Genomic DNA, 20427 nt, shown 5'->3' with positions numbered 1-20427 from the left:
CCATTGTCTTCCCTCTACTGCCGAGCCCCTTCGGGCCCAAGGAGACCGCATGAAGGTCAGCACGCCGCTCACCCGCGGCTGGACCCTGCGCCTGGACACCACCAGGTACCGACCCCCGCAGGCCCCGCCTGCTCTCGCGGACGCCACCGTCGCCGCGTCCGTGCCGGGGTGCGTGCACACCGATCTGCTGACCGCGGGCGTGATCCCCGACCCGTTCCTGGACCGCAACGAGGCGGACGTGGCCTGGGTGGGCCGGGCCGACTGGACCTACCGCACCGACCTGCCCGCCACCACCGGGCACGAGCGCGCCGACCTGGTCTTCGACGGCCTGGACACCTTCGCCGAGGTCCGTCTCGGCGGCACCGTGCTGGGGCGCACCCGCAACATGCACCGGTCGTACCGCTTCGACGTGACCGAGGCGCTGGCCGCCGGTCCGGCGCCGCTGACCGTGGCCTTCACCTCTGCCTACGAGGAGGCCGAGCGGCTTCGCGGGCTGCTCGGCGAGCGGCCGGGGCCGTATGCCGAGCCCTTCCAGTTCGTCCGCAAGATGGCCTGCTCGTTCGGCTGGGACTGGGGGCCGACCCTGGTGACCGCGGGCCTGTGGCGGGAGCCGCGGATCGAACAGTGGTCCACCGCGCGGCTCGCCGAGGTACGCCCGGAGATCACGGTTCTCGACGACGGGACCGGAATCGTTTCCGTCCACGTCAACGTGCAGCGCGCCGCGAGCGGGGCACAGCGCGTCCTGCGCGTCGGCCTCGACGTGGCCGGCACCGGGGTGCAGGCCGAACTGCCCCCCGGCACCGACGAGGTGACCCTGCGCGCCGAGATACCCGGTGTCGCACTGTGGTGGCCGCGCGGATACGGCGAGCAGCACCGCTACTCCTGCACGGTCTCCCTCACCGGTGCGGACGGCGCCGGGCCGCTGGACGCGTGGGAGCGGGCGGTCGGCTTCCGCACCGTCCGGCTCGACACCGCCGAGGACGAGCACGGCAGCGCGTTCACCCTGGTGGTGAACGGGACCCCGCTGTTCGCCAGGGGGGTGAACTGGATCCCCGAGGACGTCTTCCCCTCCCGGGTCACCCCGCAGCGCTACCGGCGCCGGCTGGAACAGGCGGCGGCAGCCGGCGTGGACCTGGTACGGGTCTGGGGCGGCGGCATCTACGAGAGCGAGGACTTCTACGGCGTCTGCGACGAACTCGGGCTGATGGTGTGGCAGGACTTCCTGTTCGCCTGCGCGGCCTACCCCGAGGACGAGCCGCTGCGCGCGGAGATCGAGGCCGAGGCGCGCGAGAACGTCGTCAGGCTGATGCCCCACCCGTCGCTGGTGATCTGGAACGGCAACAACGAGAACCTGTGGGGCTTCAAGGACTGGGACTGGGAGCCGGTGCTCGCCGGTGCGTCCTGGGGCGAGGCGTACTACCTCGACCTGCTGCCCCGTATCGTCGCGCAGACCGACCCGACCAGGCCGTACTGGGCGGGCAGCCCCTGGTCCGGCTCCTGGGAGCACCACCCGAACGACCCGGGCCACGGCACGGCCCACTCGTGGGAGGTGTGGAACCGCGAGGACTACACCGGCTATCTCAAGGATGTGCCGCGCTTCGTCGCCGAGTTCGGCTGGCAGGCGCCGCCCGCGTACGCCACGCTGCGGCGCGCGCTCAGCGACCGTCCGCTCACCCCGGAGTCACCGGGGATGCTGCACCACCAGAAGGCCGAGGACGGCAACGGCAAACTCGACCGCGGCCTCGCCCACCACTTCACGCCGCCCGCCGACTTCGGCGTCTGGCACTACCTCACGCAGCTCAACCAGGCCCGTGCCATCGCCACCGGCGTGGAGCACTGGCGCTCGCACTGGCCGCGCTGCGCCGGGGCGATCCTGTGGCAGCTCAACGACTGCTGGCCCGTCACCTCCTGGGCGGCGATCGACGGCGACGGACGCGAGAAGCCGCTCTACCACGAACTCAAGCGCCTCTACGCCGACCGGCTGTTGACGCTGCAGGACCGCGGGGGACGCCTGGTCCTGGCCGCCGTCAACCAGGGCGGCCAGGAGTGGGTCTGCCAGGCCCGGGTGCGCCGCTTCGACGCCTGCGGCGGCCTCGTCGCGGACCACCTTCTCCCCGTGCGGGTGGCGGCCGGGTCCGTCGCGCTCCTCGACCTGCCCGGCCCCGTGGTGGCGCCGGGGGACCCGCGGCGCGAATACCTCGTCGCCGACGCGGACGGGCTGCGGGCGGTGCACTTCGCCGTCCCCGACCGCGAGTTCGACTACCCGGTCGCCGAGATGACCACCCGGGTCACCCCGGTCGCCGGCGGCGCCCGGATCACGGTCACCGCGCACACCCTCGTCCGGGACCTGCTGCTCCAGGCCGACCGGCTGCACCCCGACGCGCGGACCGACCGCGGCCTGGTGACGCTTCTGCCGGGCGAGACGGCCGAGTTCGCCGTGTCCGGCTGGAACGGCGGCAGCCCGGAGGCGGAGGTGGCGCTGCACTGCGTGAACGCCTCAGGCGTGGCGGACCCGGTCGGCGACCCGGTGCGGTGAACACCTCCGGTGGGGCGGGCACTCCGCCGCGGCGCGTGACCATCCGGGACGTGGCGCGCCGCGCCGGGGTCTCGGCGGCCGCCGTCTCGCTGGCCTTCAGCGGCAAACCCGGCGTGTCGCCGGCCACCCGGCGGCGTATCGAGGCGGCGGCCGCGGCACTGGACTGGCAGCCCGGTGCCCTGGCCAGGCTCATGGCGGCCGGCACCGTCGCGCTGGCGGTCCCGGCCGCCGCGGGGCAGTCCTGGTCGCCCGATCCCCACGGGTTCGTCGCGGGCGCCGTCGGCGAACTGAGCCGCGACGGCCGCCAGGCCCTGCTGGCGCGCGCGTACGGCGAACCGGCCGGGACTGGGCCGCACACGCTGCGGCAGTGCTGGCAGGAGGGGCGGATCTGCGGGGCGGTCCTCTACGGCGGTGCGGCGTCCCCCGCGGGCACCCGCGTGCCCGCGGAGTGCGGCCTCCCCGTGGTCACCGCCGCTCCGCCCGGGGCCGGCCTGGACGCGGGCAGCGACGTGTGGTGGGACGACCGCACAGCTGCACACGACATGGTCGGGTATCTGGCGGCCCTGGGACACCGCCGCATCGCATACGTCGCCGACGGCACCACCCGGGGAAGGGCGGCGGCGCTCCACGACAGCGCGTTCGTCCACCAGATCGGCTTCCAGCACACCGTGGCCGCCGGCGCGGTGGCGCGGTCCACCCGGATCCTGCTGGCGGCCCGCCCCATCATCACCAAAGCCATCCTCACCGTGGCGAGGCGGCGTTGAGAAGGCTCAGTTGAAGGTGGAAGTCACCACCGGGTCCCAGGCACGCCCCCGCGTACGCCACGCTTCGCCGGCGGCCGAGAACGGCCGCGGCATGATCATCGTGGATCAAGTGACGTCCGACCGAGGGGTGAGCAAGGACGGCACAACGGTCCGGTGGTTGCTGACGCTTCCCAGCGCGACGGTCCTGGGATGAGTACCGGTACCGTGCGCCTGAGCAGCCATTTCCTGGCGAAGCCCCTCAAGGGCCTCGATGGCTTGCCGTGCCATGGCAGCCATGTCGGGGAGGGACGCCTCCACACCGCTTGTGATGCGCTGCAGTTGACGCGGCGGACTCTGGACGGCTGCCTCCCGGAGGCCTCTTCCAGCGATCGACCCGCGGCGTGCGCGTCGGCTGCCTTCAGCCGCACGTGAGCGGCAGACCCCGGAGCTGGACCGCCGGGTGGCCGAGAGGGCCGCGCGCCTGGTCCCACGGGCCGCCGGCCCCGCGGCTTCACGAACCCCCGGGCCCACCTCGCGCTCACCCGTTACAGCCGAGGAGAACCTCTTCCCCCTCGCTGAGCCGGACTTCGAGCAATGCGTGCAGGTCAACCGGCATATGCCCGAGGAGGGCCTCGGTGGGGCGGGTGGGACTCGAACCCACGACCGGCGGATTATGAGTCCGCTGCTCTAACCGGCTGAGCTACCGCCCCGTACGGCGTGGCGTGCGCGCCGTCTGCCGCAGCATAGCTGCTCATACGATCTGTCGCCCTCGTGGGTCACAGACGCGTCATCAGGTGGACTCGCGGAGGCGGCCGCGTGGTTCCCGCGGGTATGAAAAAGGACCCCAACGGGGTCCTGATCCGGCGCTCCCCCGACTGGACTCGAACCAGTAACCTGCCGGTTAACAGCCGGCTGCTCTGCCAATTGAGCTACAGGGGATCGCTCTGCGTGCACCGAATGCACCCACCGGGATGGTCCCGGAAGGCGCGCACTCGGTGCGACACATACATTAGCGCAAGTGGGGGGGTGCTCCGCCAACCATTGGTCCCTGGGTTGTCATCCGGGCGCCGAGGGTAGGCGCGGAGCACACGCGCGGTGCGACGAGAAAGGGTGGAGCCATGCGCTACAAGCTGACGTTCATCGTGGGAGCCGCGTTCGGCTTCGTGGTGGGCGCGCGGGCCGGCCGTGAGCGGTACGACCAGCTGGTGAAGGCCGGGCAGCAGCTCGCGCGGAACCCGGCGGTGCGCAATGCCGCGGAGAGTGCCGCGCAGCAGAGCAGGACCGCGGCGGTGAAGGCCGCGGACACGGTGTCGGCGAAGGTCGGGCCGCGGCTGCCGGACGCGCTGGCCGAGCGGGTGCGGTCGCTGCGCAACGGCAACACGCCGGACGACGACTGGGGCACCTCCAACACCTGACTCCACGCCCGACTCGCACCTGGCTCCGAGGCCGGAGCGCCCGGCCCCAGCGCCCGGTCCCGGCCTCGGAACACCCGACCCAGACCCCCGGCTCCAGCGCCGGAGCCCCCGGCCCCGCTCTCCGGCTCGAACACCTGACGCACCTGACGCCGAACCGTGAGGCGCGAGGGGCGCCGGGTACGGCATCATCGGCCGTATGGGCAAAGTGGCCGGTATAGACAACTCCACCGCGGGTACCACCGTCGTCGTATGCGATTCCGACACCGGTGAGGTCCTGCGGCAGGGGTACGCACCCCACCAGGTGCCGGACGGTGAGAAGCCGACCGAGATCGACCCGCAGGCGTGGCTGCTGTCGCTGGGCGAGGCGGCGAAGGGCGGGGTGCTCGAAGGTGTGCAGGCGATCGGGATCTCCGGGCAGCAGCACGGGCTGCTCGCGCTGGACGCGGGCGGTGTGACCGTACGCCCGGCGCTGCTGCGCGGGGACAAGCGGGCGCAGGTGCAGGCCGCGGACCTGACGCAGGAGCTGGGTGGGGCCGCCGCCTGGGCCGAGGCGGTGGGTGCGCAGCCGCAGGCGGCGTATCCGGTGGCGAAGCTGCGCTGGCTGGCCCAGCACGAACCGGCCACGGCCAAGCGCATCGCGGAGGTGCTGCTGCCGCACGACTGGCTGGTGTGGCAGCTGCTGGGCCAGCCGGCCCGCCGCACCACCGACCGCGGCGACGCGTCCGGCACCGGCTACTGGTCGGCGGCCGCCGGCGAATACCGCAAGGACCTGGTCGAGCTGGCCCTCGGCCACCAGGTGGCGCTGCCGGAGGTGCTGTCCCCCGCGGAGCCCGCGGGCCAGACGCCCGAGGGCCTGCTGATATCGGCCGGCACCGGCGACAACATGGCCGCGGCCCTGGGCCTGGGCCTCGGCCCGGGCGACGCGGTGGTCTCGCTCGGCGCGGCCGGCACCGTCTTCGCGGTGCACCACGAAGCCCTCAAGGACCCGACCGCCACGGTCACCGCCTTCGCCGACGCGACCGGCCGCCACCTCCCGGTGGTCCAGGTACGGAACGCGGTACGCACCCTGCGCGGCACCGCCGAGCTGCTGGGCACCGACCTGCCGGGGCTGTCCGAGCTGGCGCTCCAGTCGACACCGGGGGCGTACGGGCTGGTGCTGCTGCCGTATCTGGAAGGCGAGCGGACCCCCGACCTGCCGCACACCGCGGGCACCCTGGCCGGGCTGCGGCGGGACTCGATGAAGCGCGAGCACCTGGCGCGGGCGGCCTTCGAGGGCATGCTGTGCGGGCTGGCCGACGCGCTGGACGTGCTGCGCAACAAGGGCGTGGAGGTGCGCCGGGTCTTCCTGCTGGGCGCGGCGGCCGAGCTGCCCGCGGTGCAGGCGCTGGCGCCGGCCCTCTTCGGCACCCTGGTCGTGGTGCCGCCGGCGGCGGAGTACGCGGCCATCGGCGCGGCCAGGCAGGCGGCCTGGTCGCTGGGCGCGGTGCTCGGCTCGCAGTCGCAGACCGAACCCCCGCACTGGCCGCAGCCCGCCTTCCGGCTGCTCGACCCGGCCGATGGCGCGCCGGCCGACGACGCGGGCCATCCCGGCGGCACGGGCGGCCCCGGCGGGAACGGCGGCGGCGGTACGGCGGTCGGCTCGGCGGTGCGCCAGCAGTACATCGCGGTGCGCGAGCACACCCATCCGGGAGCCTTTGCCTCGCTTTAATCATGTGCGGCGCTGGGATGCCCGAGGATAGTGTTGCGCGCCGGTCGTGGTCGGACCGGGCCGAGCCGGGCGGCGGCGGTGACGTGCCCGGCCGTACCGGACTCCACCGGTCAACCCTGAGCGGTGCGCCCGCGTCCTAGCGGTTAAAAAGCCCGATACCGCGTCCTGCGCCAACGGCGCGGGACGCACCTTGCCGCACCGTCCCCACCCCAGCCCCGAGCCCGAGCCGACCGACCCGAGGTAGTCAGTGTGCTGATCCGACTCCTGCGGTCCCACCTGGGACCGTACAAGCGCCCCATCGGCCTGTTGGTCGCGCTCCAGCTCGTCCAGACCATCGCGGCCCTCTTCCTGCCCACCCTGAACGCCGACATCATCGACAACGGCGTGGTGAAGGGTGACTCCGGCTACATCCTGGGCACCGGCGCCATCATGGTCGGCGTGACGGTCGTGCAGGTCGTGTGCGCGATCGGTGCGACCTACTACGGCGCCCGCACCGCGATGGCGGTCGGCCGGGACATCCGCAGGTCCGTCTTCGACCAGGTGCAGAGCTTCTCGGCCCGCGAGGTCGGGCAGTTCGGCGCCCCCTCGCTGATCACCCGCACCACCAACGACGTCCAGCAGGTGCAGATGCTGGTGCTGATGACGTTCACGATGATGGTCTCGGCGCCGATCATGTGCGTCGGCGGCATCATCATGGCGCTCGGCCAGGACGTGCCGCTGTCGTCGCTGCTGCTGGGCGTGGTGCCGGTGCTGGCCGTCGCGGTCAGTCTGATCATCCGCAAACTGCGCCCGCTCTTCCGCACCATGCAGAAGCGGGTCGACACCGTGAACCGGGTGCTGCGCGAGCAGATCACCGGCATCCGGGTGATCAGGGCCTTCGTCAAGGACGACTACGAGCAGCGGCGCTTCGGCCGGGCCAACGACGAGGTCACCGAGGTGTCGCTGGCCACCGGCCGGCTGCTGGCGCTGATGTTCCCGACCGTGATGGCGATCGTGAACGTCTCCAGCGTCGCCGTGCTGTGGTTCGGCGCCCACCGGATCGACAGCGGCGGTATGCAGATCGGCGCGCTGACCGCCTTCCTCAGCTATCTGATGCAGATCCTGATGTCGGTGATGATGGCCACCTTCATGTTCATGATGGTGCCGCGCGCCGAGGTGTGCGCCGAGCGCATCGAGGAGGTGCTGGGCACCCCCTCCAGCGTCGTACCGCCCAAGGCGCCCGTCACCACGCTGCGGCGGCACGGCGAACTCGAGCTGTTCAACGTGGACTTCGCCTACCCCGGCGCCGAGGCCGCGGTGCTGCGGGGCGTGGACCTGATCGCCAGGCCGGGCGAGACGACCGCGGTGATCGGCTCCACGGGCAGCGGCAAGTCCACCCTGCTCGGCCTGATCCCGCGGCTGTACGACACCACCGGCGGCCGGGTACTGGTCGACGGCGAGGACGTGGCGGAGATCGAACCGGCACTGCTGGCGCGGACGGTCGGCCTCGTACCGCAGAAGCCGTACCTCTTCTCCGGGACGGTGGCGTCCAACCTGCGGTACGGCAAGCCGGACGCGACCGACGACGAGCTGTGGCACGCGCTGGAGGTGGCGCAGGCCAGGGGTTTCGTGGAGCGGCTGGACGGCGGCCTCGACGCGCCGATCGCGCAGGGCGGCAGCAATGTGTCCGGCGGCCAGCGGCAGCGGCTCGCCATCGCGCGGGCGCTGGTGCGGCGCCCGGAGATCTACCTGTTCGACGACTCCTTCTCCGCGCTCGACTACGCCACGGACGCGGCCCTGCGCCGGGCGCTGTCTGCGGAGACCGCGGACGCGACGGTGGTGATCGTGGCCCAGCGGGTGTCCACGATCCGCGACGCCGACCGGATCGTCGTCCTGGACGAGGGCCGGGTCGTCGGCACCGGCACCCACACGGAGCTGATGGCCGGAAATGAGACCTACCGGGAGATCGTGTTGTCCCAGCTGACCGAGCAGGAGGCCGCGGCATGAGCGGCCAGGGAGGCAAGGGCGGACCGGCGGGACCGGGCGGACCGTCCGCCAACGGAGGCGGACCGGGCGGACCGTCCGGGTCCGGCGGACCGGGCGGACCGGGCGGACCGGGCGGACCGGGCGGCAAGCAGATGGCCGTGGCGCGCCGCGGCCCGGCCCCCATGGCCGGCCCCGCCCGCTTCATGAGCGGCGGCCCGATCGAGCGCTCGATGGACTTCAAGGGCTCACTCAAGCGCCTCATCGGCCTGATGCGCCCCGACCGCTTCCTGCTCTACTGCGTGCTCGGCGTCGGCACGGTGAGCGTCGCGCTCGCCGTGACCGGGCCGCGCATCCTGGGCCACGCGACCGACCTGATCTTCGCCGGGGTCATCGGCCGGCAGCTGTCGGGCACCACCAAGGACCAGGCGCTCGACTCGCTGCGGGCGCACGGCAAGGGCGGGGTCGCCGACATGCTGTCGGGCATCGACTTCACCCCGGGCAAGGGCATGGACTTCGGTGCGATCGGCGGCGTGCTGCTGCTGGCGCTCGGGGTCTACGTGGTGGCGGCGCTCTTCAGCGTGGTCCAGATGCGGGTCGCGACCACCGTCATCAACCGCACGGTGTACCGGCTGCGCCGGGACATCGAGGCGAAGCTGGCCCGGCTGCCGCTGTCGTACTTCGACCAGCAGCCGCGCGGCGAGGTGCTCAGCCGGGCCACCAACGACATCGACAACATCGGCCAGTCCATGCAGCAGACCATGGGCCAGCTGGTCAACTCGCTGCTGACGATCGTCGGTGTGCTGGCGATGATGTTCTGGATCTCCTGGCTGCTGGCCCTGGTGGCGCTGGTCACCGTCCCGGTGACGCTGCTGGTGGCGACCCGGGTCGGCAAGCGGGCGCAGCCGCAGTTCGTGCAGCAGTGGAAGACCACCGGCCGGCTGAACGCGCACATCGAGGAGATGTACACCGGCCACTCCCTGGTCAAGGTCTTCGGCCGCGCCGAGGAGTCGGCGGAGGTCTTCCGGCAGGAGAACGAGGCGCTCTACGGCACCGGCTTCAAGGCGCAGTTCATCTCCGGCACGATCCAGCCGATGATGATGTTCATCGGCAACCTGAACTACGTCCTGGTCGCCGTGGTCGGCGGTCTGCGGGTCGCGTCGGGCTCGCTGTCCATCGGCGACGTCCAGGCCTTCGTGCAGTATTCGCGGCAGTTCAGCCAGCCGCTGACGCAGGTCGCGAGCATGGCGAACCTGATCCAGTCCGGGGTCGCCTCGGCCGAGCGGGTCTTCGAACTGCTCGACGCCGAGGAGCAGTCGCAGGACCCGAAGACCCAGGTCCGCCCCGCCGAGCTGACCGGCCGGGTCGCGCTGGAGGAGGTGTCCTTCCGCTACGAGGTGGACAAGCCGCTGATCGACGGCCTGTCGCTGGCGGTGGAGCCCGGGCACACGGTCGCCATCGTCGGCCCGACCGGCGCGGGCAAGACCACCCTGGTCAATCTGCTGATGCGCTTCTACGAGGTGTCCGGCGGCCGGATCACCCTGGACGGCACCGACGTCTCGGCGATGTCCCGGGAAGAGCTGCGCTCCTCGATAGGGATGGTGCTCCAGGACACCTGGCTCTTCGGCGGCACGATCGCGGAGAACATCGGCTACGGCAGAGAGCAGGCGACCCGCGAGGACATCGAGGCGGCGGCCAGGGCCGCGCACGCCGACCGCTTCATCCGCACTCTGCCCGACGGCTACGACACCGTCATCGACGACGAGGGCACCGGCGTCAGCGCGGGCGAGAAGCAGCTGATCACCATCGCGCGGGCCTTCCTGTCCGACCCGGTGATCCTGGTCCTGGACGAGGCGACCAGCTCGGTCGACACCCGTACCGAGGTGCTGATCCAGCGGGCGATGGCCAAACTCAGCCACGGCAGGACGAGCTTCGTGATCGCCCACCGGCTGTCCACGATCCGCGACGCCGACGTCATCCTGGTCATGGAGTCAGGCGCGATCGTGGAACAGGGCACGCACGAGGAGCTGCTGGCGGCGGGCGGCGCCTACGCCCGGCTCTATGCGGCGCAGTTCGCGCAGGCGGTGGCGGAGGTCGACTAGAAATCGCCGCCCGACCGGTCCGCGGCAGGACTTCCGGGGCGTGCGGGCGCACTATGGGATGACGTCGACCGCACGCGGGGAGCAGCGATGGGCAGAGGGCGAGCGCTGGGTACGGGTGCCGCGGCGGCGGTCGCGCTGGTGCTGGTCGCCGGGTGTACGGGCGCGGACGGCGGGGGCGGGGCGGCGCGGACCAGTGCCCCGGCCCGGTCGTATCTGACCGGGGAGCCGGGCGCCGCGGGGCACGTGCTCGCGGTGAAGATCGACAATGTGCCCGCCGCCCGGCCGCAGACCGGGCTCAATGACGCGGCGCTCGTCTACGCCATCGAGGTCGAGGGCGGGCTGTCCCGCCTGATGGCCGTCTTCGACAGCAAGCACCTGCCGGCGGCCGTCGGCCCCGTGCGCAGCGCGCGGGAGACGGATCCGCAGCTGCTGGCCGAGTACGACCACCCGGCGCTGGCCTTCTCCGGCGCCCAGAGCATGCTGCTGCCGGTGCTCAAGAAGAGTACGGAGCTGACCGCGGTCACCGGCACGAAGGACTTCTACCGCCGCCACGACCGGTCCGCGCCGCACAACGAGTACCTGCGCCCGGCGAAGCCCGCGGCGAAGGGCGGCACCGCCAAGGACATCGGGCTGCGCTTCGAGGCCGCCACCCCGGCCGGCGGCACCGCGGCCGCCACCGCCGCTGCCAGGATGCCCGCCGCCCGCTTCTCCTTCACCTGGAACGGCACGCACTACCGCGTCGCCATGGACGGCAAGGCGTCCCCCTGGACCGCCGACAACGTCATCGTCCAGCACGTGCAGGTCAAGGAGTCCGACTACCACAGCCGCACCGGCTACGTCCCCTACAGCCAGACCGTCGGCCACGGTTCGGCCCTGGTCCTGCGCAACGGCCGCTCCTACGCGGCCACATGGGACCGCCCGTCCCCCGCCTCCGGCACCGCGTACACCTTCCAGGGCCGTACGCTCCCCCTCCACCCCGGCCGCACCTGGATCGTCCTGGCCCCCTGACGGGCGGCCCCGGTCGGAGTGCGGGCTATTCGAGGTAGCCGCGGAGCTGGTCGGCGAGGGCGTGGTCGCGGAGTTTGCTGAGGGTCTTGGACTCGATCTGGCGGATGCGTTCGCGGGTGACGCCGAAGATCCGGCCGATCTCCTCCAGGGTGCGGGGGCGGCCGTCGGCGAGGCCGTAGCGGAGCTGGACGACCTTGCGTTCGCGTTCGCCCAGCGTCGACAGGACCGCTTCGAGGTGTTCGCGCAGCAGCAGGAAGGCGGCGGACTCCACCGGGGAGGCGGCGTCGCTGTCCTCGATGAGGTCGCCGAGCGCCACGTCGTCCTCCTCGCCGACCGGGGCGTGCAGCGAGACGGGTTCCTGGGCGAGGCGGAGGACTTCGCAGACCCGCTCCTGGGTGATGTCGAGCTGGGCGGCGACCTCGGCGGCGCTCGGCTCGCGGCCGCGTTCCTGGAGCAGGCGGCGCTGGACCCGGACGACGCGGTTGATGAGTTCGACGACATGGACCGGGACCCGGATCGTACGGGCCTGGTCGGCCAGCGCGCGGGACATGGCCTGGCGGATCCACCAGGTGGCGTAGGTGGAGAACTTGTAGCCGCGGGCGTAGTCGAACTTCTCGACCGCTCTGATCAGCCCGAGGTTGCCCTCCTGGACCAGGTCGAGCATGGTCAGTCCGCGTCCGATGTAACGTTTCGCCACCGACACGACCAGCCGCAGGTTGGCCTCGATGAGGCGGCGCTTGGCCATCCGGCCCTGCACCACGACGCAGTCGAGGTCGACAGCGAGCTGCGAGTCGAGATCGGGGAAGGCGGTCAGCCTCTCCTCGGCGAAGAGCCCGGCCTCGACCTGCCGGGCCAGTTCCACCTCCTGCGCGGCGGTCAGCAGCGGGATACGGCCGATCTCGCGCAGATACTGCCGGAAGAGGTCGGCGGACGGGCCGGACGGATCGGCGCGCGGGCGGCGGGGGGCCGGCGGCTTCGGCGGCAGCGGATCGACCGGATCGAGGGGCACCGGCTCGTCGGGGCCGCCGCCGGACGGCTCCGACTGCGCCCGCTGCTCCGGCACCCGGGCGTGCTCCGCCGGCTCGGGGTCCGGCGTGACCGGTACCAGGGCCGGGCGGGCGGCCGGGACCGGGATCGGGATGTGCGCCTGCGTTTGCGTATGGGTCTGCACGGAAGCGACCTCCGCGGTGAGCGCGACATTGGGCTCTGAGAGGGCTCGGAGAAGGCTCGGGAGGGAGCCGATGCGGGCTCTGGGCCGTCACCCAGTGTGGCCCACACTGGGGTGATGCCACGAGGGTCGTGCGACTGCTTTTCTGTTTTCGTTACGCTTCGCGTTCGCTCCGATACGTTCACCCCTGAGCTCGCGGCGCACCGTACGCGGGTGGTCAGAGCGCCGCAGCGCCCTGCTCGCGCAGCCGCTGGCCGTACTGCTGGAGCGCCCACAGCTCGCCGAGCGCCGCGGTGACCTCGGGCGCGTCCGGCGGGACGCCCTGGGCGGTCAGCCGGGCCTGGGTGGCGTGCACCTGGGCGACCCGGCGCTCGACGGCCAGCATCCGCACCCGGACCAGCACCTCGCCCGCGTAGAACTCCGGCGCCTTGTGCATCACCGGCTCGACCGCCAGCTCGGTCACCATCATCCGTACGGTGTCGTCGGGTGCGGCCTCGCGCACCCGGGTCAGATATTCCGCGTCGGCCTGCTCCACCCCGCCGACCGCGGCGATCACCCGGCGCACCTCCACGTAGGGCGGGCCGGTGAATTCGTCCTCGCCGTAGGCGTCGAAGGCCGGGGAGACCAGCGCCGGATACTGCAGGGCCAGTTTCAGCAGTTCGCGCTCCACCCGGTGGGCGGGGCTGCGCAGGTCGAGCCGGGGCCCGCGCGGCACGTTCTGCGCCGGGGCGCCGGCGGGACGGCGCTCGGAGCCAGGGTCGGGGCGCCTGGCGTAGTCGGGGCGGCCCGAGGTGCTGCCGCCGCCGGCAGCCCTGGCCCGGGACATCGCCCGCACCCGGCGGATCATCGACTGCTCCTCGGCCTGGCTGCCGATGCCCGCCATGCCGACCAGCCGGATCGCGTAACGGTCGCGCAGCGCCTGGTTCTTGATCGCCGCGACGACGGGTACGGCCGCGTCGACCGCCGCGACCCGGCCCTCGTCGGTGTCCAGGTTGTAGCGCGACACGATCGAGCGCAGCGCGAACGCGAACAGCGGGGTGCGCCCGTCGATCAGCCGCTGCACCGCCGCGTCGCCCTCGGCGAGCCGCAGGTCGCACGGGTCCATGCCGCCGGGGGTGACCGCGATCGACGTCTCGGCGGCGAACTTCTGGTCGTCCTCGAAGGCCCGCAGCGCCGCCTTCTGCCCGGCCTCGTCGCCGTCGAAGGTGAAGACCACCTCGGAGGCGGCGTTGTCCATCAGCAGCCGGCGCAGGATCTTGATGTGGTCGCCGCCGAAGGACGTGCCGCAGGTCGCGATCGCGGTGGTGACCCCGGCCAGATGGCAGGCCATCACATCGGTGTAGCCCTCCACCACCACCGCGCGCCCGGTCCTGGCGATCTCCTTCTTGGCCAGGTCGATGCCGTACAGCACCTGGGACTTGCGGTAGAGCGGGGTCTCGGAGGTGTTCAGGTACTTCGGCCCCTGGTCGTCGTCGCGCAGCTTGCGGGCGCCGAAGCCGATCACCTCGCCGGTGATGTCCCGGATCGGCCAGACCAGCCGCCCGCGGAAGCGGTCGATCGCCCCGCCCCTGCGGCTCTCCAGCGCCAGACCCGCGGTGATCATCTCCTTGTCGGAGAAGCCCTTGCCCCGTAGGAACCGCACCAGGTGGTCCCACCCGGCAGGGGAGTAACCGACCCCGAAGTGCTCGGCGGCGGCCTGGTCGAAGCCGCGGGCGGCGAGGAACTTGCGCCCGATCTCGGCCTCGGCGCCGCCCAGTTGTTCGACGTAGAAGGCGGCGGCGGCCCGGTGCGCCTCGACCAGCCGGATCCGCTCGCCCTGCTGGCGGCCCGGGACATGCCCGCCCTCCTCGTACCGCAGGGTGATCCCGGCCTGGCCGGCCAGCCGCTCGACGGCCTCGGTGAAGGACAGGTGGTCGACCTTCATCACGAAGGCCAGGGTGTCGCCGCCCTCGCCGCAGCCGAAGCAGTGGTAGAGCCCCTTGGACGGGCTGACCTGGAAGGACGGCGACTTCTCGTCGTGGAAGGGGCACAGGCCCTTCAGATTGCCGCCGCCCGCGTTCTTGAGCTGGAGATACTCGGCGACGACGGCGTCGATCGGAACGGCGTCGCGTACCGCCTTCACGTCGTCGTCCCTGATCCTGCCTGCCACGCGTGAAGTCTACGGCTCGGCTCGGACAGCTTCCGACGTCCGCCTCACGGACGGTCCAGGTCCTTCGTCACGAAGACGTAGTGCGGACCGCTGGGCTCGACGGTGAATTCCTCGCCGGTGAGCGTGAATCCCAGGTGCTGGTAGAAGCCGGTGGCCGAGGTGCGCCCGTTGCACCACACCAGCCCGGCGCCGCGGGCCGCGCACTCGCGCAGCCCCGCGGTCAGCGCGGCGGCGCCGAAGCCCCGGCCCCGCACCTCGGGCGCGCTGCCCATGCCGCGGAAGCGGTACGCGGGCGCCGCTTCACCCGGCAGGGGGTCGGGGAAGAAGGTGGCGCAGCCCTGGACGGCGCCGGACTCGTCGTAGGCGGCTATGTGGAAGGTGCCGGGCCGCGCGTCCTCCGGGTAGACGGCCGTCTCCCGCGGCAGCCCGGTCCGCAGCACCGCCCACCGCAGGGCGAAGATCTCCTCGACGGGTACGACAGCGGTGCGCGAGACGGGCATGGCGGGGTGTCCTTCCTGGTCAGTCCAGGAAGGAGGTTAGCGGGACCGCCGGGTCCGACAGCGCGTCGGGGTCGACCCGGCGGCCCGAGCGGATCAGCTGCTGGATCTGGCCGGTGACATCCCACACGTTGACGTTCATACCCGCCAGCACCCGGCCCTCGCGCAGCCAGAAGGCGACGAACTCCCGCTTTCCGACGTCGCCGCGGCACACCACCTGGTCGTACGAGCCGGGGGGCGCGTAGCCGGAATACTCCATGCCCAGGTCGTACTGGTCGGAGAAGAAGTACGGGATGCGGTCGTACGACACCGGTCGGCCGAGCATGGCGCGGGCCGCCGCCGGTCCGCCGTTCAGGGCGTTCGCCCAGTGCTCGACCCGCAGCCGCCGCCCCAGCAGCGGGTGCTCGGCGTTGGCGACGTCGCCCGCCGCGAAGATGTCGGGGTCCGAGGTGCGCAGCGACGCGTCCACCGCGACGCCGCCGCCCTCCTCCCGGCCGGCCAGGTCCAGGTCCGCGACCTCGGCGAGCGCGGTACGCGGGGCCGCGCCGATCGCGGCGAGCACGTCGTGGGCCGGGTGCTCCTGGCCGTCGTCGGTGAGCGCGGCCAGCACCATGCCGTCCTGCCCGACGATCTCGGTCAGCCGGGCGCCGAAGTGGAAGCGGACGCCGTGTTCGGCGTGCAGGTCGGTGAAGACGGCGCCCAGTTCGGGCCCGAGGACGCCGTACAGCGGGGTCGGGTCCGGATGCACGACGGTCACCTCGGCGCCGTACCCGCGGGCCGCGGCGGCCGCCTCCAGGCCGATCCAGCCCGCTCCGGCGATCACCAGGTGCCCGTTCTCCCGGCCGAGGCTGGTCAGCACCTGCTTGAGCCGGTCGGAGTGCGCGAGCCGCCGCAGATGGTGCACCCCGGCCAGGTCCGTGCCCGGGATGTCCAGCCGGCGCGGCTCCGAGCCGGTCGCCAGCAGCAGCTTGTCGTAGATCAGCGCCGTGCCGTCGCCGAGGGTGATCGTGCGGGTCTTCTTGTCGAGGTGCACCACGGGCTGGCCCAGGTGCAGTTCCACGTCGTGCTCGGCGTACCAGCCGGGCTGCTGCACGAAGACGGAGTCGCGCTCCGCGCCGCCGGTCAGATACCCCTTGGACAGGGGGGGCCTTTCGTACGGGTGGTCGCGCTCGTCCCCGATCAGTATCACCCGGCCCGTGAAACCCTCGGAGCGAAGGGTCTCCGCGGCCTTCGCCCCGGCGAGTCCCGCTCCGACGATCACGAAGGTCTGGTGTGCGTCCACCACTGTGCGCCTCCCCTGCCGGTCGTTCGTTATACGCGAGCGTCCCTTACGCCGGGGCCGTCCGGAAGGGCGCCGCGCCGAACTCCCTCCTGTGACCCTTCACGTCCGGCACACCGGACACGCGTGCCGCCGGCGGCACGCCCGCGGGGGCGGCGGGGAACACGCCACGGCAGGGGCCAGCCCCCAGGGGCGCGGGGAACCGCGCGACCGGCCCCCGCCGGGAGAAGGTCCCGGTATCGGCCGGGCGGGCCGCCCTGGGTGCCATACGTCACCGCGTAAGGCGTGCGTGCAGCCCCGTCGCGGCAGTGTCCGTCAACGAGGCGATCTGGTCCACGATGGCGCGCCGCCGCCCTTGCTCGTCCCCCGCGGCAGCGAAGATCGCCGCGAACTGCGGATCCAGCCCCGAGGGGGCGCGGGCCAGCAGCGCCGCAGCCAGTTCCGCGATGACGACCCGCTGCTCCGCGCGCCGCCGCGCCTGCGCGGCCCGCTGCATGACGTAGCAGTCGGCGACGGCCTTGAGGACGGCGCATTCGAGCCGCTGCTCGCGCGGTACGACCAGCTCCGCCCCGTACCGCGTGAGCCGGGCCGCGCCGTACCGCTCCCGCGTCGCGCCCTCGGCGGCAAGGCAGAAGCGGCCGATGAGCTGGGACGCCGCGTCCTTGAGGCGGGCCTGGTCCAGGGCGGTGCCGTCGTATCGGTCCGGCCACCACGGCTGGGCCAGGAGCCGGTCGAGCGCGGCGGCGAGTTCGTCGGGGCCGGCGTCCGCGGGGGCGTAGCGGGCGGCGGCGCAGCCGAAGACCTCGGCCCGCTCCGGGGCCGAGGTCAGGGCGCGGGGGTCGATGTGGCCGGCCTGGAGGCCGTCCTCGAGGTCGTGCGCGGAGTAGGCCACGTCGTCGGACCAGTCCATGACCTGTGCCTCGAAGCATTTACGGCCTTCGGGCGCGCCTTGCCGCGCCCAGCGGAAGACGGGGAGGTCGTCCTCGTAGACCCCGAATTTGGGGCTGCCGGGCGCATCCGGGGCGCCGCCGCGCGGCCAGGGGTATTTGGTGGCGGCGTCGAGCGCCGCCCGGGTGAGGTTGAGCCCGACGCTGACGTCCGCGGACGCGAAACGCTTGGGCTCGATCCTGGTGAGCAGCCGCAGGCTCTGCGCGTTGCCCTCGAAGCCGCCGCAGTCCGCGGCGAATTCGGCCAGCACGATTTCGCCGTTGTGCCCGAAGGGCGGGTGCCCGAGGTCGTGCGCGAGGCACGCGGTCTCGACCAGGTCGGGGTCGCAGCCGAGCGCCGCGCCCAGTTCGCGGCCGACCTGTGCGCACTCAAGCGAGTGCGTCAGCCGGGTCCGCGGACTGGTGTCGGGCACCGCGGCGTCGCTGACGCCGGGATCGACCACCTGCGTCTTGCCCGCGAGGCGTCGCAATGCGGCGGAGTGCAGCACCCGCGCCCGGTCGCGCTGGAAGGCCGTACGCCCGGGCCGTTTGTCCGGCTCGGGGACGTAGCGGTCGGTGTCCGCGGCTCCGTAGGGGCCGTGGCGCTCGTAGCTCTCCAGTCGCGCGTCGTCGCTGTCCATAGCCCCGACCGTAACCGGCGCGGGTGGCTGCGGGGTGTCCGCCGCCTGCCGGTTCAGCTCGCGCGGGCGAACGGCCGCGGCGGCGCGGCGGACGTGCGCAGGGCGCGGGCGGCCTCGTCGTAGCGGTGCAGTACGAGCCGGGCCATCGCCTCGTGCGGCCCGAGCGGCGCCGCGGCGATCCAGGGCGCGGCGGCGGCCGTCTGCCCGGCGAACCGCCCGGGCGCGGTGAAGTACGAGGCGACCGCGATACGCCGCGGGTCGATGCCGAGGGCGGCGAGTCCGTCGACCGCGTCGGGCACGCTGGGCGCGGCGGCGGAGGCGTACGCGGGCACGACGGGCACGCCGAGGCGCCCGGCGAGCAGGGCGGCGGCGCGGACGGTGTCCCGCCCGGAGTCGGCATCCCGCGAACCGGCGGCGGCGAGGACGACAGCGGCGGGCCGCGGGACTGCCGTGCCGGGGTGGTGGAAGCGGGTGGCCGCGGCGGCGGGCCGCACCTGCGTGGGCGCGGTCATGGCCGACGGCGCGGTCCGGCCCACCTCGACGCTCGACCCGGCCGACAGTGCCTGACCCGTGACCACGGCGGCGGGCGTCGCGGCCCGGGTGCCGGGGGCGGCCGGCTCCGTGTCAGGGGCGGGCCATCCGGCCTCCTGGAGGCGGGCGTGGAGGACGTCCGTCAGGAGCGGGTGCGGGCCGAGCGGGGCGGCGACCGTGCCGTGCAGCCAGGGCGCCGCCGCCAGTGCCGCGGGCAGGTCGTGCTTGACGTGGTGGCCGCGGCTCAGCAGCAGCGGGACGAGGACGACTTCGCCACGGCCCCGGCCACCGCGAAGCGCGGCAAGGGTGTCGGCGAGCAGCGGCTCGTTCAGCTCCACATGGCCGAGGCGTACGTCGACGCCTGGACGCGCCGCCCGGACCCGCTCCAGCAGCGTGCGGACCGCGGGCAGTGCGCGGGGGTCGCGGCTGCCGTGCGCGACAGCCACCAGGGTGGGGCGGAAATGGCCGCGTACGGGCGAAAGGGACGTCATACGTCAATAGTGCACGCGCGGCATTGCGACGCCATTGCACAGGGGTCACGGATGTTTGCCCCGGCATCACACGTCGGCGCCGTCCGCGGTGAGGCTGTCGCGGCGCCGCCAGTCCCCGTCGCGGATACGGCCGGCCGTCGGCAGCAGGTCCCGGATGATGGCCGGGCCCGCCACATAGACCCAGACCTCGGTCTCCCCGCGCCCGCCGCGCACCGCCCGGCTCACCCGCTCGTAGCGGTTCGCCGGGTCGCCGGGCGCGTAGGTCTCCAGGCGGTCCAGGTCGGCGCGCACGGCGTCGTACAGGTCCTCGGCTATCTCCACGACCTCGCCGCGCACCTGGGCCGCCCCGGCCGGGTCCGCCACAGCGAAGGGATAACCGGGGCCGAGGAAGAGCAGCGTGCCGGGCAGCACCGCGGGGGTCCAGGAACGGGTCCGCCCGGCCAGCAGCCGGTGGTTGCGCTCGCCGGGCAGCAGTGTCCCGTAGACGAAGAACGGCAGACGGCGGTCGGTCACGATGGCCTCCGGGGTCGGCGGTGCGGTCGGCGGTGCGGGCTGCCACCACTGTGCCCGGTGCGGCCGCAACCGCGGGGCGGTTCGGCGCGTCGATCACCGTGACGAGAACGAGGGGGGGTACGGCATGCGCGGACTGCGGCTGCCGCGGACCCGCACGGGGTGGCGGCGTACGGTGCAGGCCGTCGCGGCGCTCTGCACGGTCGGGGTGCTGCCCGCGGTGTGGGTGCAGGTCGCAGGCGGCGGGCGGGTGCGGGACCTGGCCGATGTGCCGGCGGCACCGGTCGGGGTCGTCTTCGGCGCGGGCCTCGACAACGGGCGGCCTTCGCCCTACCTCGCGCACCGCCTCGACGCGGCCGCCGGGCTGTACCGGGCGGGCAAGGTGCGGGTGCTGCTCGTCACCGGGGACAACAGCCGTACGTCGTACGACGAGCCCGGCGCGATGCGGACGTATCTCGTGGCCCACGGGGTGCCCTCCGGGCAGGTGGTCGTCGACGACGCCGGGTTCGACACGTGGGACTCGTGCAGTCGCGCGAAGCGCGTGTTCGGGGTGCGGCGGGCCGTACTGGTCAGCCAGGGCTTCCACATACGGCGGGCCGTCGCCTTGTGCGAAGCAGCCGGGCTCGACGTCTATGGTGTCGGCGTCGATGAGCGCCACGATGCGACGTGGTACGCGGGTGGTGCCCGCGAGCTCTTGGCGGCGGGCAAGGCGGCGGTGGACGCCGCCGTCCGCCCCTCCCCCCGCTTCCTCGGCCACCGGG

Annotated in this window: 15 protein-coding genes and 2 tRNA genes; 8 read left to right on the top strand and 9 right to left on the bottom strand. The window is 73.1% G+C overall.

From position 1 onward, the window contains the following. Positions 1–49 precede the first annotated feature (49 nt). Positions 50–2536, top strand: a complete 2487-nt coding sequence (locus tag V7E46_RS18250; RefSeq protein WP_333769395.1) for a glycoside hydrolase family 2 protein — start codon at positions 50–52, stop codon at positions 2534–2536. A 50-nt stretch (positions 2537–2586) separates the two neighbouring features. Further along, positions 2587–3300 carry a LacI family DNA-binding transcriptional regulator gene (locus tag V7E46_RS18245; RefSeq protein WP_333769394.1) on the top strand — a complete coding sequence of 238 codons (714 nt, stop codon included), beginning with the start codon at positions 2587–2589 and terminating at the stop codon, positions 3298–3300. 615 nt (positions 3301–3915) lie between these two features. Here the strand turns inward: V7E46_RS18245 and V7E46_RS18240 are convergent. Together V7E46_RS18240 and V7E46_RS18235 are read right to left on the bottom strand one after the other, a co-directional pair. Continuing rightward, a tRNA-Ile gene (locus V7E46_RS18240) sits at positions 3916–3989 on the bottom strand. A gap of 156 nt (positions 3990–4145) precedes the next feature. Next, positions 4146–4218: transfer RNA gene (locus V7E46_RS18235), tRNA-Asn, on the bottom strand. Positions 4219–4397: 179 nt separating this feature from the next. Here V7E46_RS18235 and V7E46_RS18230 point away from each other — a divergent pair. From V7E46_RS18230 to V7E46_RS18210, 5 genes are all read left to right on the top strand, one after another. Next, complete coding sequence (locus V7E46_RS18230; RefSeq protein ID WP_333769393.1) at positions 4398–4694, top strand: YtxH domain-containing protein; 297 nt, start codon at positions 4398–4400, stop codon at positions 4692–4694. 196 nt (positions 4695–4890) lie between these two features. Continuing rightward, complete coding sequence (locus V7E46_RS18225; protein ID WP_333769392.1) at positions 4891–6402, top strand: FGGY family carbohydrate kinase; 1512 nt, start codon at positions 4891–4893, stop codon at positions 6400–6402. 249 nt (positions 6403–6651) lie between these two features. After that, positions 6652–8388, top strand: coding sequence for an ABC transporter ATP-binding protein (locus V7E46_RS18220; protein ID WP_333769391.1), 1737 nt, complete (start codon positions 6652–6654; stop codon positions 8386–8388). 161 nt (positions 8389–8549) lie between these two features. Next, a complete protein-coding gene (locus V7E46_RS18215; RefSeq protein WP_333769401.1) occupies positions 8550–10466 on the top strand; it encodes an ABC transporter ATP-binding protein in 1917 nt (638 codons plus the stop codon). Positions 10467–10553: 87 nt separating this feature from the next. Next, positions 10554–11474: a DUF3048 domain-containing protein gene (locus tag V7E46_RS18210; protein WP_333769390.1), complete on the top strand. Its 921-nt coding sequence runs from the start codon at positions 10554–10556 to the stop codon at positions 11472–11474. A gap of 25 nt (positions 11475–11499) precedes the next feature. Here the strand turns inward: V7E46_RS18210 and V7E46_RS18205 are convergent, their stop codons facing one another. The 7 genes from V7E46_RS18205 to V7E46_RS18175 all read right to left on the bottom strand — a co-directional run bounded on the left by V7E46_RS18205 (position 11500) and on the right by V7E46_RS18175 (position 19669). Further along, positions 11500–12645: an RNA polymerase sigma factor gene (locus V7E46_RS18205; RefSeq protein ID WP_443054227.1), complete on the bottom strand. Its 1146-nt coding sequence runs from the start codon at positions 12643–12645 to the stop codon at positions 11500–11502. Between the two features lie 214 nt (positions 12646–12859). Continuing rightward, complete coding sequence (dnaG, locus tag V7E46_RS18200; RefSeq protein ID WP_333769389.1) at positions 12860–14791, bottom strand: DNA primase; 1932 nt, start codon at positions 14789–14791, stop codon at positions 12860–12862. A 44-nt stretch (positions 14792–14835) separates the two neighbouring features. Continuing rightward, positions 14836–15291, bottom strand: a complete 456-nt coding sequence (locus V7E46_RS18195) for a GNAT family N-acetyltransferase (RefSeq protein WP_333769388.1) — start codon at positions 15289–15291, stop codon at positions 14836–14838. 19 nt (positions 15292–15310) lie between these two features. Further along, a complete protein-coding gene (locus V7E46_RS18190; protein ID WP_333769387.1) occupies positions 15311–16573 on the bottom strand; it encodes an NAD(P)/FAD-dependent oxidoreductase in 1263 nt (420 codons plus the stop codon). Between the two features lie 265 nt (positions 16574–16838). Next, positions 16839–18134: a deoxyguanosinetriphosphate triphosphohydrolase gene (locus V7E46_RS18185; protein ID WP_333769386.1), complete on the bottom strand. Its 1296-nt coding sequence runs from the start codon at positions 18132–18134 to the stop codon at positions 16839–16841. Between the two features lie 53 nt (positions 18135–18187). Further along, a complete protein-coding gene (locus V7E46_RS18180) occupies positions 18188–19156 on the bottom strand; it encodes a sirohydrochlorin chelatase (protein WP_333769385.1) in 969 nt (322 codons plus the stop codon). Positions 19157–19222: 66 nt separating this feature from the next. Continuing rightward, positions 19223–19669: a gamma-glutamylcyclotransferase family protein gene (locus tag V7E46_RS18175; RefSeq protein ID WP_333769384.1), complete on the bottom strand. Its 447-nt coding sequence runs from the start codon at positions 19667–19669 to the stop codon at positions 19223–19225. Positions 19670–19793: 124 nt separating this feature from the next. On the opposite strand from V7E46_RS18175, the gene V7E46_RS18170 reads away from it, so the two are divergent. Continuing rightward, a partial coding sequence (locus V7E46_RS18170) for a SanA/YdcF family protein (RefSeq protein ID WP_333769383.1) occupies positions 19794–20427 on the top strand: 634 nt, incomplete at its 3' end.

It is taken from the genome of Streptomyces sp. IBSBF 2435, from assembly GCF_036815005.1.
In the GTDB taxonomy this organism is placed as follows: domain Bacteria; phylum Actinomycetota; class Actinomycetes; order Streptomycetales; family Streptomycetaceae; genus Actinacidiphila.
This window is presented reverse-complemented; position numbering and strand designations above follow the sequence as displayed.